This is a genomic window from Clostridium nitrophenolicum, from assembly GCF_055391695.1.
Genome location: NZ_AP042469.1, coordinates 845,121 through 858,631 on the forward strand (window position 1 = coordinate 845,121; position 13,511 = coordinate 858,631).

The 13,511-nt window shown below is 29.5% G+C and carries 13 protein-coding genes and 1 other annotated feature (1 of these 14 only partly in view); of the genes, 10 read left to right on the forward strand and 3 right to left on the reverse strand.

Annotated elements, in window-relative coordinates; genetic code table 11:
- The first annotated feature begins 212 nt into the window (after positions 1-212).
- The 4 genes from ACZ5N4_RS03840 (at position 213) to ACZ5N4_RS03855 (ending at position 3,336) form a co-directional block, all read left to right on the forward strand.
- Complete coding sequence (locus tag ACZ5N4_RS03840; RefSeq protein ID WP_464207298.1) at positions 213-1,937, forward strand: Ig-like domain-containing protein; 1,725 nt, start codon at positions 213-215, stop codon at positions 1,935-1,937.
- Between the two features lie 113 nt (positions 1,938-2,050).
- Positions 2,051-2,191, forward strand: a complete 141-nt coding sequence (locus ACZ5N4_RS03845; RefSeq protein ID WP_464207300.1) for a hypothetical protein — start codon at positions 2,051-2,053, stop codon at positions 2,189-2,191.
- A 76-nt stretch (positions 2,192-2,267) separates the two neighbouring features.
- Positions 2,268-3,005 carry a lysoplasmalogenase family protein gene (locus tag ACZ5N4_RS03850; RefSeq protein WP_464207302.1) on the forward strand — a complete coding sequence of 246 codons (738 nt, stop codon included), beginning with the start codon at positions 2,268-2,270 and terminating at the stop codon, positions 3,003-3,005.
- A 49-nt stretch (positions 3,006-3,054) separates the two neighbouring features.
- Entirely contained in the window at positions 3,055-3,336 is a 282-nt protein-coding gene (locus tag ACZ5N4_RS03855; RefSeq protein ID WP_464207304.1) for a hypothetical protein, read from the forward strand.
- Positions 3,337-3,389: 53 nt separating this feature from the next.
- Here the strand turns inward: ACZ5N4_RS03855 and ACZ5N4_RS03860 are convergent, their stop codons facing one another.
- Positions 3,390-3,743, reverse strand: coding sequence for a hypothetical protein (locus ACZ5N4_RS03860; protein ID WP_464207306.1), 354 nt, complete (start codon positions 3,741-3,743; stop codon positions 3,390-3,392).
- A 175-nt stretch (positions 3,744-3,918) separates the two neighbouring features.
- Here ACZ5N4_RS03860 and ACZ5N4_RS03865 point away from each other — a divergent pair, with 175 nt between their 5' ends.
- From ACZ5N4_RS03865 to ACZ5N4_RS03890, 6 genes are all read left to right on the forward strand, one after another.
- Entirely contained in the window at positions 3,919-4,137 is a 219-nt protein-coding gene (locus ACZ5N4_RS03865; protein WP_464207308.1) for a hypothetical protein, read from the forward strand.
- 98 nt (positions 4,138-4,235) lie between these two features.
- On the forward strand, positions 4,236-5,432 hold the full coding sequence (locus ACZ5N4_RS03870; RefSeq protein WP_464207310.1) for a DUF4317 family protein: 1,197 nt from the start codon (positions 4,236-4,238) through the stop codon (positions 5,430-5,432).
- Between the two features lie 258 nt (positions 5,433-5,690).
- Positions 5,691-6,626 (forward strand): CsxC family protein, encoded by a 936-nt coding sequence (locus tag ACZ5N4_RS03875; protein ID WP_464207312.1) that lies wholly within the window; start codon positions 5,691-5,693, stop codon positions 6,624-6,626.
- Between the two features lie 269 nt (positions 6,627-6,895).
- Entirely contained in the window at positions 6,896-7,849 is a 954-nt protein-coding gene (locus ACZ5N4_RS03880; RefSeq protein WP_464207314.1) for a CsxC family protein, read from the forward strand.
- Between the two features lie 127 nt (positions 7,850-7,976).
- Positions 7,977-8,597, forward strand: coding sequence for a DUF3298 domain-containing protein (locus ACZ5N4_RS03885; RefSeq protein WP_464207316.1), 621 nt, complete (start codon positions 7,977-7,979; stop codon positions 8,595-8,597).
- Between the two features lie 49 nt (positions 8,598-8,646).
- Positions 8,647-10,779 (forward strand): CsxC family protein, encoded by a 2,133-nt coding sequence (locus ACZ5N4_RS03890; protein ID WP_464207318.1) that lies wholly within the window; start codon positions 8,647-8,649, stop codon positions 10,777-10,779.
- A gap of 124 nt (positions 10,780-10,903) precedes the next feature.
- Here the strand turns inward: ACZ5N4_RS03890 and ACZ5N4_RS03895 are convergent, their stop codons facing one another.
- Both ACZ5N4_RS03895 and ACZ5N4_RS03900 read right to left on the reverse strand, forming a co-directional pair.
- Positions 10,904-11,611, reverse strand: a complete 708-nt coding sequence (locus tag ACZ5N4_RS03895; RefSeq protein WP_464207320.1) for a hypothetical protein — start codon at positions 11,609-11,611, stop codon at positions 10,904-10,906.
- 285 nt (positions 11,612-11,896) lie between these two features.
- On the reverse strand, positions 11,897-13,216 hold the full coding sequence (locus ACZ5N4_RS03900) for a dicarboxylate/amino acid:cation symporter (RefSeq protein WP_464207321.1): 1,320 nt from the start codon (positions 13,214-13,216) through the stop codon (positions 11,897-11,899).
- Positions 13,217-13,325: 109 nt separating this feature from the next.
- Positions 13,326-13,511: a binding site (T-box leader), on the reverse strand; it runs 49 nt beyond the window's last position.

Here is a 13,511-nt window from a genome sequence, read left to right on the forward strand (position 1 = left end):
GTAAAAAACAAAGAATTTTTGGTTATACAACATATAAGCTTTTAGGAAAACTATGAGTTTTATATAAGTGAATATCATTATAGAATTGCTAATTATTCACTATAATTTCGGTTTGTATAAATGTTGGAATATATGATAGAATATACTATGATGGTAAAATAAATATAAAAAAGTAAGTAAAATACATTGTTGTGAGGATGGGGAAAAAATATATGTTGAGTAAAAAAATAAGAAATTCAGTTATTATATTAGCATTAATAACAGGATTTCTAAGTATAGAAACAAATCATGTTGAAGCAAAAGTAATTCCAAGAACCTATATAATATCTAATGCCTCAACCTATGAATTAACATATGGGAACATTCAAGTAGCCCCTTACAGTAGTTATGAAAGCAGATTAGATGAGGCAAAGACATTAGTAACTAAAGCTGAAAATTCAGGAATAGATTCAGATATATTAAATGCAAAAAACTTGGTCGATACCCTTACGGATGGACAAGATAAAACAGATTTACTAAGTAGAATTAAAAATATTATTCCATATCGAGATAGATTAACAGCAGCTACAAATGCAGTAGTTAAGGCAGAAGGTAGTAGAGATCAAATTGATGTTAATTATGCTATAGGCTTAGTTAATGCTCTACCGATTGGAGATGATGGAAGTAGTTTATTAAGTAGACTTGATAAAGTACAAGCTATAATAAACAACAATCTAGCAGAACAGCAGGCTTTAACTAATGCTACAAATGCAGTAATTAAGGCTGAAGGCAGCAGAGCTCAAACTGATGTTAATTGTGCTAGAAACTTAGTTAATGCTCTCCCAATTGGAAATCATAAAAATAACTTATTAAGCAGGCTTGACGCGATACAAACTATAATAGATAACAATACAACATATCCACACGCTTTAAGCAATGCTATAAATGCAGTAATTAAAGCTGAAGGCAGCAGAGCTCAAACGGATGTTAATTATGCTAGAGACTTAGTTAATGCTCTCCCAATTGGGAATGATAGAAATAACTTATTAAGCAGGCTTGATGCGATACAAGCTATAATAAATAACAATACACCATATCAACAAGCTTTAAATAATGCTATAAATGCAGTAAATAGAGCAGAAAGCAGTAGAGTTCAAACGGATGTTAATTATGCTAGAAGATTGGTTAACTCTTTACCTTGGGGAAATGACAGGAGTTCTTTATCAAGCAGATTAGATTTAATACAAAGAATTATAGATAATAGAAATGATGGAGATACAAATTATTATAGAGCAGTAAATGATGCAACTAATGCTGTAATAAGAGCTGAAAACTTTAGATCACAAGTAGATATAGATTCAGCAAGAACTTTAGTGAATAATCTAAATTATGAAGATAGGGTTTATTTAGGTGCAAGACTTGATTCAGTACAAGCTATAGTGAATAATAGGTTACCAAATCAACAAAGTCTAATCAATATTGCAAATGATGCAGTAATAAGAGCTGAAAGAAGTCTAATACAAAATGATGTTGATAGTGCAAGAGTCCTAGTAAATTCACTTTCAGATGGAACTTATAAAACAAGCCTAAATTATAGACTTAATGTAGTACAAAATGTCATCAGTAATAGGTATTTACCAAGTATCGTTAAATCTCGTCAGTTGCCTATATTGGATAATAGATTAGTTAATCCACATAAGGTTTGGGTTATATCATTTGACAAGGAAGTTGAAATTAATAGTTCAACCATGCAAAATATAACAGTAACTAATAGCAGAGGGAATAGAGTTGATGTAAGCCTTATGTTAACTACTAATAAATCGATAGCAGTATTAAGCCCAAGTAATGGGTATACCATTGGCGAAAGGTATACGTTAAATGTAAGTAATGGAATACGTTCCAAAAACCGCCAAAAATTAAACAGAGAAATTAGAATGAACTTTACTATTACAAGATAATAAATTTAAAAAGGTATTGCTTCAAATATTGTTGCAGTATCTTTTTTTATTATAATGTTATTTAAAAATGTCTCCAGTCGTTTAATATTTGTTTTAAGCTAGCTACAGCATTTGTGTATACTACATTTATGTATTCCTGCAGTGCTAATTCTGCAATAAGGATTACTACAGCTACACAGGCTGCAGTAAGTATTATTGGTAATAAGGCTATAAAAACTGTTATAAGGGAACTGGTTATATATGATTATGTATAGCTTAATTATAAAATAGGTTAATTTTGAAATACATAGAATATAATATATGTAAATAGTGTTTATGGAAGTGGTAAGAATGAAAGGAAATTTTAAAAAATCTCTTGTAATAACTATAGTATTGATAGAATTAATTATCTATATATCCTTTATATATATAGATTTTACCAATGGGTACAGTAATAGCTACTCAACAGTATTAAAGTATATTGGTATATTGCTAAGTTTAGCATTAAGTTTATTAATTGGAGATAATGGCTATAATAAGAAGGATACTAGGCTTCTACAATTGGCATTATGTTTTACTGCGGCAGCAGATTTATGTTTGTTAATACTGGATTATTATACTGTAGGAGTTCTTCTATTTTGTTTTGTACAAATCACTTATATAATCCGCCATGCAGGTATTTTAAAGAATAATATAAAAATTTTTGGTTCGTTAATATTTGTTATTTTAGTATTTGTAATGATATTAGACACAAATATAATACATATAAATATTATAAGTAGAGAGCTTTTAATTATAGGTTGTATTTATGCAATTTTACTAATTTCCAGTGTATATAGTGCATGGAGAGTTTTTAATAGAGGATCTTACACATCCTTAAGTTGCTATCTAATTTGTATAGGTATGACCTTGTTCTTCCTTTGTGATATCAATGTTGCTATATCTGCGCTAATTAATAATGTTTTTATATTTGGAGTCAGCTTAAAAGGCGTTTCAAGGTTCTTGGTCTGGATATATTATCTTCCAGCTCAGGTTCTACTTGCCCTTAGTGGATATAGAACTTATGGAATAGATAAAAGAATAACTTGAAAATTATAAGTCTATTATAAAGTAATCAATTGTAAGGGGATGTTAATATATGCATTTATGCACAAACTGTGGGGAAAAAGTTAATGATGAATGCAGATTTTGCCCAGAATGTGGAGCTCTTCAAAGTGGCAGAAGTCATATTAATAGGGTAAAACATAAAAGGATGCATCGGGAAAGTACATCAAAAGTATTTTATAAATCTAAAACTATACCCTTTAATGCAGGTATGAGGCAGCCAAACATAAAAAAAGCTATTAAAAATCCCATAATTATAGGTGCTCTTATTGGATTGCTTATTATAATTATAGCTTTAGGAAGGAGTTTCTTTTGATCTTTAAATAAATAGGGTTTCTAAGTAAAAATTCAACTTAGAAACCCTATTTATTAATTATATATTGTGTAGTCTTTAGGTTCATCATAGGTTATTAATGACTTTAATTGATCATTAACAGTTCCTTTTGCAATAAATTCTGCTCTTCTACAGTTTACACAATAGTGCCAAGGATACCATGTAGGTACTTCTTTCCAGTTTGTGCTTCCGCATATGGGACATACTATTTCCTTTTCAAATATTGAGATTATACAAATAAGTATTGCACCTATCAGCGAAATGCAAAAGAAACCATACATGATTCTTGTCCACAATGGAAAACTAGTTGAGTATGCTGATTGAAAAAGTCTATAAGCCGCTCCTCCAAAAATCAGTAGGATCAAAATGTTATAAAATTTAGGCTTCATAAATTGCTCCCCCAAAACATTAATTTTTAAAATTGTATAATCTCATGGAGAGAAGTATTTCTTACTCTCTATTTTATTTCTTTTAACTTACAATAATGACTTATATTTATTTAAATAATAGTTATTTAATGTACACATAATATTAAAGCAGAAATAGAATTAAGGAGGCATTTATATGTCAGAAAGAAGTCATATAGATTTATCAAAACTTGAGAAAGTGCCAGAAGGACAGCCTTTTGTGTATAAAGATGTTGTTAGTGATGAGTTTCCAGTGGAGGAGCATACTTTAGATGGTCGAAAATTTAAAAATGAGGTTGAAGACGGAGAGCATAATTCAATAGTAGTTGCTAAGGATGATGATGAGCATAGAGTACTATATAAAAAAATAAAATAACCTGTTAAATTTAGAGAGTCCTGTAGATTAGTGACTCTCTTTTGAGATATAATAATTTAATGAAAGTTTACTTTGATTTATAAAGTGAGGTATTTGATATGAATAAAAAAGATTTAGCCGATTTAAGAAAAGAATTTAAACTAAGTAGTTATATGATGCCTATTAAAGAGATATATAGTGTATATTTAAAAAAGGATAATGGAGAAATTATAACAAGAGAACTTAATTATTTTGAAATTATGGACATAGAGAAAAAGGAACTTTATCTAGACAATTTTAAAAAAGTACTAACTGGAACTATAGACACAAAAGTTTTTGAGTTGGATTTTATAATGAAAACTACTGATGAAAACATTACTGAGGAGGCTTCATCAGAGGAAAGTACACAAATTATTCTTTATAATGCTTTAACTTCTGGGAACAGTATTACAGAATGTGCTGACAAGATAGTAGATAAAATATCTAAGCATTATACATATGATACAGATATAGTTATAAATTTTGTTAAGGCAGAATACTATAAAGGCAATAAGAAAAGGAATGAAGAAGCAGATGAGGCAATTGATGATTATGTACAAGCTATTGAATTTATACTGTGCAGCATAAATAAAGTAGATGTGCCTAAGAAAGTTTTAAAATTTGACTATTCAGAAATGAAATTTAAACCTACATCCGCATTAGATATTACTGTAAACTTAAGTTCGCCATTAGATGGATTTATGTTTCCGAGCTTTAGTAGTGAGTATGTAGATGTAAATAAGGTTATCTATTATTCTTCAAAATCTAAACAAATGAACACTATCTTTGTTGAAGAGGTTTTAGAAAGCAGTGTTAAACCTACTGCAATAGAAGAAAAAGAAAGTTTTAACATTATATTAAATACTGTTGTTGGAGATAAGATAAAACCTGAAACTATGCAGGAGATATATGAGCAAATCAATGAAAAAATTGAAGATAGTGAAGATATAGAGGAGGAGCCAACTGTTGATATGAAGGAAATTCAGAAGGTTTTAGAGAACAGTGGTATAGAAAATACAGAGGCTGTAAAGAGTGCTTTTGAACAGGTTTGTGGAGGAGACTACGATTTTAAAGTAAAAAATATAGTACCAGACTTTAGCAGCAAGTCAGTTAAAATCGAAAATGAAGCTACAAGTATAATTATAAATCCAAATGAACTAAGTGGAATAAGACAGGTTAAAGATAAAAATGGGAAAAAATACTTGATGATAGAGATTACTGAAGATGTAGAGATAAGTGGATTTAAATTAGAAACAGAAGAAATGGAATTAATATAAACTTCAGTGTATTAGAAAGGGGATTTCTAAAAGGCATAATTAGCCTTGAAGAATAATCCTCTTTTGTTTTTAATTTATGTTTATGCAAAAGGTAATAATAGGGCTTTCCACATCAGAATATTTTTCCTTTACATGTTTTGAAAATATATTTTTTATGGAACACAAAAACGTACATGTGAATAGTATAAATTACAAAGTGAGACAGCCAGGATTGACTAATTATGAATTCATTAGATAAAAAGGAGGATAACATCATTTATGTATAATGATTATCAAAATAATAACTATCAAAACAATAATTCAGCTAATAGGTGCGAGCCTTGTGCAGAGGTTAATGCTAAGACTGAAAATATGTGTGAACAAGTTTGTGTAAATCCTAATGTTATTCCTAGTGGAGATGTATTTGTTAAGATTCCAGTTTTACTAGCAGAGACAAGTATAACAATTCCTGTTGAAGCTACTATCACATTAGATATGAATGCTGTAGAGATTAAACGTATTAAAAAGAATGTATTTTTAACTCAATGTCGTCTTATCCCATTTTCTCAAGATAAGCATAAATGCACTGGTTTACTATTTATATCCGGTTTTATTAGAAAAAATATTGAGTATGCAACTCAAACTTGTGAAAGCAATAATAGTAGAAACATTTGCGGAGATATAAGACAGTGTACAGTTAAAGTACCTTTTAATTGTACTACTAGAGTTAAATTCTTTAGAGAACCATTCTTCTGTAAAAACCCTAATGCAGAAGAACTAGAATTCTTTACAGATAATCTTAGAAGCTGCGATGCTTGTGCAGATCCTGTAATTGGACGTGATCCTTGTGATCAGAATTTTACTTCTACAGAAATATTTAATGAAAAACCTTTCTGTGAGTTAGTAAAAGCATGTATTACTGAAATTGATATCCATAAATGTCCAGAGACTTCCTGTGAAAACCCTACGGAACAAAGCTTCCGTAAATTCACTGAAAAAGTAGTAGTAGATTTAACAGTAAAAGTATTACAAAAACAACAAGTAAGACTTAATTCATTGGGAAATCATGGAAAATGCGATGAACCTTGTAATAAGCAGTGCTTTAAAGCTCCTGAATGTCCTTCATGTGAGCCACGTATGCATCAGCATCAGCATAAATGTCCACCACATCATCAGCACCAATGTCCACCACATCATAAACAAAGAGATTATTAAAAACTAGAAAATTAATATTATACTATTACTCTATTAGATATTAATTAATTAATATGCTTCAGACCTAAAGCTTACTTAAGAGAGGTTTTGGGTCTGTTTTTAATTTATGTTTATGTAAAAGTTTTTTATGAATAATTGATGTTTACCTTCAAAGTTATATTTTTTATGTAACACAAAGACATAAATATGAATAATATAAATTAGACAGTGAGACAGCCAAGGTTGACTAATTATAAGTTCATTGGATAAAAAGGAGGATAACATCATCTATGTATAATGATTATCAAAATAATAACTATGAAAGTAATAACTATCAAGTAAGTCCTGAAAATCAAGGGTGTGCAAACCATAATTCAGATAATAGGTGTGAGCCTTGTGCAGAGGTTAATGCTAAGACTGAAAATATGTGTGAACAAGTTTGTGTAAATCCTAATGTTATTCCTAGTGGAGATGTATTTGTTAAGATTCCAGTTTTACTGGCAGAAACAAATATAACAATTCCTGTTGAAGCTACTATCACATTAGATATGAATGCTGTAGAGATTAAACGTATTAAAAAGAATGTATTTTTAACTCAATGTCGTCTTATTCCATTTTCTCAAGATAAGCATAAATGCACTGGTTTACTATTTATATCCGGTTTTATTAGAAAAAATATTGAGTATGCAACTCAAACTTGTGAAAGCGATAAGAGTAGAAACATTTGCGGAGATATAAGACAGTGTACAGTTAAAGTACCTTTTAATTGTACTACTAGAGTTAAGTTCTTTAGAGAACCATTCTTCTGTAAAAACCCTAATGCAAAAGAACTAGAATTCTTTACAGATAATCTTAGAAGTTGCGATACTTGTGCAGATCCTGTAATTGGACGTGACCCTTGTGATCAGAATTTTACTTCCACAGAAATATTTAATGAAAAACCTTTCTGTGAATTAGTAAAAGCATGTATTACTGAAATTGATATCCATAAATGTCCAGAGATTTCATGTGAAGACCCTACAGAACAAAGCTTCCGTAAATTCACTGAAAAAGTAGTATTAGATTTAACAGTAAAAGTATTACAAAAACAACAAGTAAGACTTAATTCATTAGGAAAGCCTGAAAAATGTCATGAACCTTGTAATAAGCAGTGTTTTGAAGCTCCTGAATGTCCTTCATGTGAGCCACGTATGCATCATCATCATCAGCATCCACATCCATGTCATAGGCCACACGAGTATTAAAAATAGAAATTTAACAATTCATTATTAACTTATTACTTTAGTAATTTAGTACTTTATTGGATGTTAACTGCGGACCCAAAGCTTACTTAAGAGAGGTTTTGGGTCTGTTTTTAGGAGGAGATAAATATTGGTACACAAAAAAGCACGGACTAGAATTATTACTAAAAAAATAGAAAATGAACACATAAATATAGCCTATCCTCAGTTGAAATTAAAGCATAAAAAAGTACAACATAAAATTAATAATCTAATTGCAGATATGATACAAAGTTTTATAGAAAAAGAAACTAATAAATTTTTAGACCAAAGAGATATATATGGAGAATACAATATTACACTTAATGAAAGAAATTTGTTAAGTCTAATTATTGAGTTTTACTCCTGTCTACCAGGACAGAATACAGCTTTTAACTTATTAAAATCTTTAACTATAAACACAAGAGAAGCATATATATATAATTTAAAGGACCTATTTTACGAAGGAAGTAATTATGAATATATAATTAACAAAATAATTTTAGAAGATATAAAAGAGAATAGTATTCCTATAATTGAGGAATTTGCAAATATAAATAAAAGTAGAAGATTTTACCTTACAGAAGATTGCTTGATAATCTATTATGAACTTAATAAGAATTCTAAGTATGCTTATATATATTCTTCTCCTCAATTTATTATACCATTTAATTCTATAAAAGATATTATTAATCCTAAAGGACCTATTGTTAAGTTATTTTATGAAGAGTAGTATCTTTCAGCTACTTTGATTTATAGCAATTTTGAAAGGAGAGTAAATTATGGGTAGGAGACATCATTCAGGAGAGCATTATAAGGATTCTCAAAAAAGAGAATCCGATGAAAAGAATCTCAAAAGAAAGCATAATAAAAGAGAAGATAAAGAAGATGATTATAAAAAAAATGACAATAAACATGACAGTAAAAGAAAGCATGATGAAAAGCATCATAAAAGAAAGAAAGATGAAGATCATTATAAAACTGAACATGATAAAAAACATGATAAAAAACATCACAAAAGACATAACAAAAGAGATTATTCAGAAAAACACCATGATAAAGAACTAGTATCAGAAGAATATAGAGAAACTGTAGAATATAATGACCTAAATGAAAATTTCGATTCCTTTAAAACTGATAGTATAGAAAATAATAACCGTGATTTCTTTAAAGCTAATAGTGAAGATAATAATAGTTGTGATGTATTAGAAGATAATATAGAAGATGATAACTATAATTCTTCTGAAAGTAATAGTGAGGAAAACAATAGTTATGATATATCAGAGAATGATATAGAAGATGATAACTATAATTCTTCTGAAGCTAATAGTGAGGAAAACAATAGTTATGATATATCAGAGAATGATATAGAAGATGATAACTATAATTCTTCTGAAGCTAATAGTGAAGAAAATAATAGTTATGATATATTAGAAGATAATATAGAAGATGGTAACTATAATTCTTTTGAAAGTAATAGTGAGGAAAACAATAGTTATGATATATCAGAGAATGATATAGAAGATGATAACTATAATTCTTCTGAAGCTAATAGTGAAGAAGTCAATAGTTATGATATATCAGAAAATGAGATAGAAGATGACAACTATAATTCTTCTGAAAGTGATATTAAAGAAAACAATAACGATGAAACTTTAGAAAATAATATAAAAAGTAATAACTATGATTCCTTTAGAAATAATGACTCAGAAAATAACTATAATAGTTCTAAAGGTCAATTACCAGAAAATAAAACTTATATCCCTATAGATTCACTAATAGAAAATTATAAAAAAGTTTTATTAAAAGATTTAGATATACCTATAGATAATAACTCCATAACAGAGGACTATATTGTACCTAATGAAGAATTTATAAAAAAAAACTATAATAACTCTGCAACTGGAGAATTCATAAAAGAAAACCGTAATATATCTACAAGTGAAAAAACTTTACCAGAAGATTGTAAAAAATCCCTACCAGAAGTTCAGACATTACCATTGATTCAACAAAATCAAGAGGATAATTGTAGTGAGAATATATATAAGAGCAATATAAGCAAAAGTTATATTAAAGATGAAAAAGAAAAATTCACTAAAGAGATTCATAATAAACCTGTTAAGGAAAAGGATACGGAAAATAAATATAGTAAAGCTAATAATAGAATCCATAAAAGCCATGTGGATAAAATCACCAATGACCAATGTAAAGTAAGTGTTATCTCAGAGACGCTACCTCTTTGTGAGAACGTACCTCATACTTCTGATGTTACTAAAGAACCTGTAACAGTAAAAATTCCAGTAGTGTTAACAGAATGTAAGATAACTATTACTATTGAATCTTTTCTAAAATTAGAGGATGCTATTTCAGAAATTAAGCATATTAGGAAAAATGTATATTTAAACCAGTGCAAACTTATTCCTAGCTCTGAAGATGGGGAGCCTAATACTGGAATACTATTCATAGATGGTTTTATTAGAAAGAACATTGAATATACCACTGAAGAATATACTCGTAAAGGAGTATCAAATGGAAAGGTAAAACATTCTACAGTTAAGGTACCTTTTAAATGCACTACCAGAGTTAAATTCAAAACTCAACCTAAGTTTACACCAACTACTCCTCAAGATGAAGTAGAACTATTAGAAACTAACATTAGAGTTTGTGACCCTTGTGAAGAAGGTATAGTTGGACGAGATATTTGTGAGCAAAGCTTTAAGTTCACAGAATTTTTTAATGAAAAAGTATTCTGTGAATTAATTAGTGCTGAAATTGTTGAATCGGATATTCTTGAAAATCCAACAAAAAAGGAATGTAAATTACCTATAGAACAAACCTTCCACAACATTACTGAAAAAGTGGTACTATTTCTAACAATAAAATTGTTACAAAACCAACATGTAGAAATTCCTTAGATAGCATAGCTTTTAAACTTAATTCAGGTGGAGTTTGTCTACGACCACTGGGCAAGTCTGCCCGTTAAATGCCATTTAGGCATTTAACCTCCATCTGAATATTAATTTATAATATAATTTAAAGTTAACACATATCTAACATTATATCTATTCTCTTTTTCAGAACCTTATATACATCTTCACATTTTTCATTTATGTGATAAATTAGATGAGTGGTATCTCTAAGTTGTGAAGTTTTAGGATGAACTACTGGGGAAGTAGCTAAAAAGTTAACAGATGTAGCTAAAGTAGCAGAAGATGCAGTAAGTTCATATAGAGTAGTAAGTAAAGGAACTACACAGTTTTCATAATAAATTCGTTGTGATGGATCTATATTCAATCTTGCTAATTGCTCTCTAATATTGTTGATATTTTGAAGCAATGCAGAAGTTTGACTAATATTTTGAAAAATATTTTCACAGGGATTAGCTGTAGGGGGTACATTTGTAGTAGAAGGTGCAGCAGCTTCGCTAGGAGCAGTAGTGGTTTCAGTGACATTAATGTTGCTAGTGCTTAAAGGTTTAATATAAGTTACTCTGTTTTGTGACAAGTTAAGTTGAATATTTTGTGCTGTTTCGATTCCAGTTTGAATAATATGATTCAGGTTCTCGTTAGGGTCATTAGTGATAATACGGCTATTACTGGAAGCACAGTTGTTAATAGAAGTATTATTTTGTGATGTATTAGTATTATTATTGATATTATTAGTAGTATCATTTATAGTGTTATTGTTAGTAGTATTTTTATTAGAAGATTGTGATGAATTAGTTTGTTTGTTAATATTATTCCCCATAATTTATCACCCTAATTATATTTTATATATTTAACTTTTAAAATTTTGCTATTGAAATAAATAAGCATGGTGATTAAAAAATATATATTATAAAAATTACAACACATAATTATAGATATAATAATATATATTGCTGTAAAAATATATTATTACAGTCAGTATGTAAGTATATAAACTATCTGATTAATTTATGAATTAGATCAATAAAAAAGGTTGTTGATAAGTGTATTATCAACAACCGGATACTGTATTTTAAAAATACAGTATATGTGTTATAAGGAAGCGTTAAGCGTTTAGTTCTAGTTCATCGGCTTCAGTGTCATTAAAGCCATTCCTATCAAACTCATTCTCGGAGTTAGCTACTAAAAGTGACACTACAGATGCTCCAGTGACATTAGTTGCTGTTCTTGCCATATCTAATATAGTATCAATTCCAAGAACCATAGCAATTCCTTCAATCGGTAAACCTAAAGCTGCAAGAACAACAGTAGCCATGATAGAAGCAGTTCCAGGTACACCAGCAGTACCTATAGAAGCTATTGTAGTTACCACTATCAGAAGAATATAGCTTGATAAGGACATAGGAACATTAAATACTTTAGCTACAAAAATTGCAACGATAGCAGGATATAGACCACCGCATCCGTTCATACCCATTGTAGCACCCATTGGGGCAACGAAACTTGCAACGTTATCTGAGATTTTTACATTGTTAGTTAATGATTTTAATGTTACAGGCAAGGTTCCATAGCTGCTTCTAGTTGTAAATGCAACAACCTGTGCAGGGTAAATCTTTTTAAAGAAGCGTATAGGATTAACTTTAGCAACAAAGGCTAGCAAACTTCCATGTACTAGTACTATTTGTAGTATGCATGCAACATAGACTGCTACAATTACCTTAGTAAGAGGAAGCAACGTAGATAGCCCATATTGTGATGATACTGATGTCATCAATCCAAACACTCCGTATGGTGTAATCTTTAATACTATTTTTGTTATTCTAAACATTATTATAGAAAATGATTTAAAGAAATCTTTTACGGGTTTTACTAGCTCAGGGTTCTTTGAATTCTCTATAGTAATAGCAACACCAACAAATATAGCGAAAATAATAACTGGAATTATTTTACCATTAGACATTTCAGATACGGTATTAGATGGAACCATATCTAACAATACCTTTGCAAATGTAGGAATTTCTCTAGCTTTAAAGTTAGCGCTTTTAGTAAATTGCATGCCAGCTCCTAAATCTAACACTAAAGATACAACTACTCCGATAACACAAGCAATAGCTGTGGTAAATAAAAGCCAACCGATAGTTTTAGTACCTACTTTTTTTAGTTTATCAGGGCTTTCTAAGGAAGCAATACTTGATATAACAGTAGCTGTTACAAGTGGTATAACAAGCATTTTAATAAGACTTACATATATTTGCCCCAAAGGTTCAATAAACTGAACATTTTTCTTAAGAACTGCTCCAGCAGCAACACCTATTAACATGGCAATTAATACTCTATTTCCAAAGCTTACTTTTTTCTTTTTTAAAAAATATAAAAATGCTAATGCTATGATTGCGATTAATATACTCATATAATTTGAATTCATAGTTATCCTCCTAAAATTTTATTTATAATATATTTTGTATAAGCATATAATACATATCACTTGCGCGCATAAGTGTATGCAAATAAAAAAACCTTCCACCTCTGTTAATAACAGAGGCAGAAGGTTACTTCCGCGGTTCCACTCTGATTAGACATTACTGTCCATCTCTAATCTGGTACAATTAATACCATATCTCTATAACGGGAGAACCCGTAGAAACCTACTATAGTTCGGCTCTATGCTCACAGGGGCACTTCAACTATAATCTTCATAAAGCTCTCTCAACCTAGAAGCT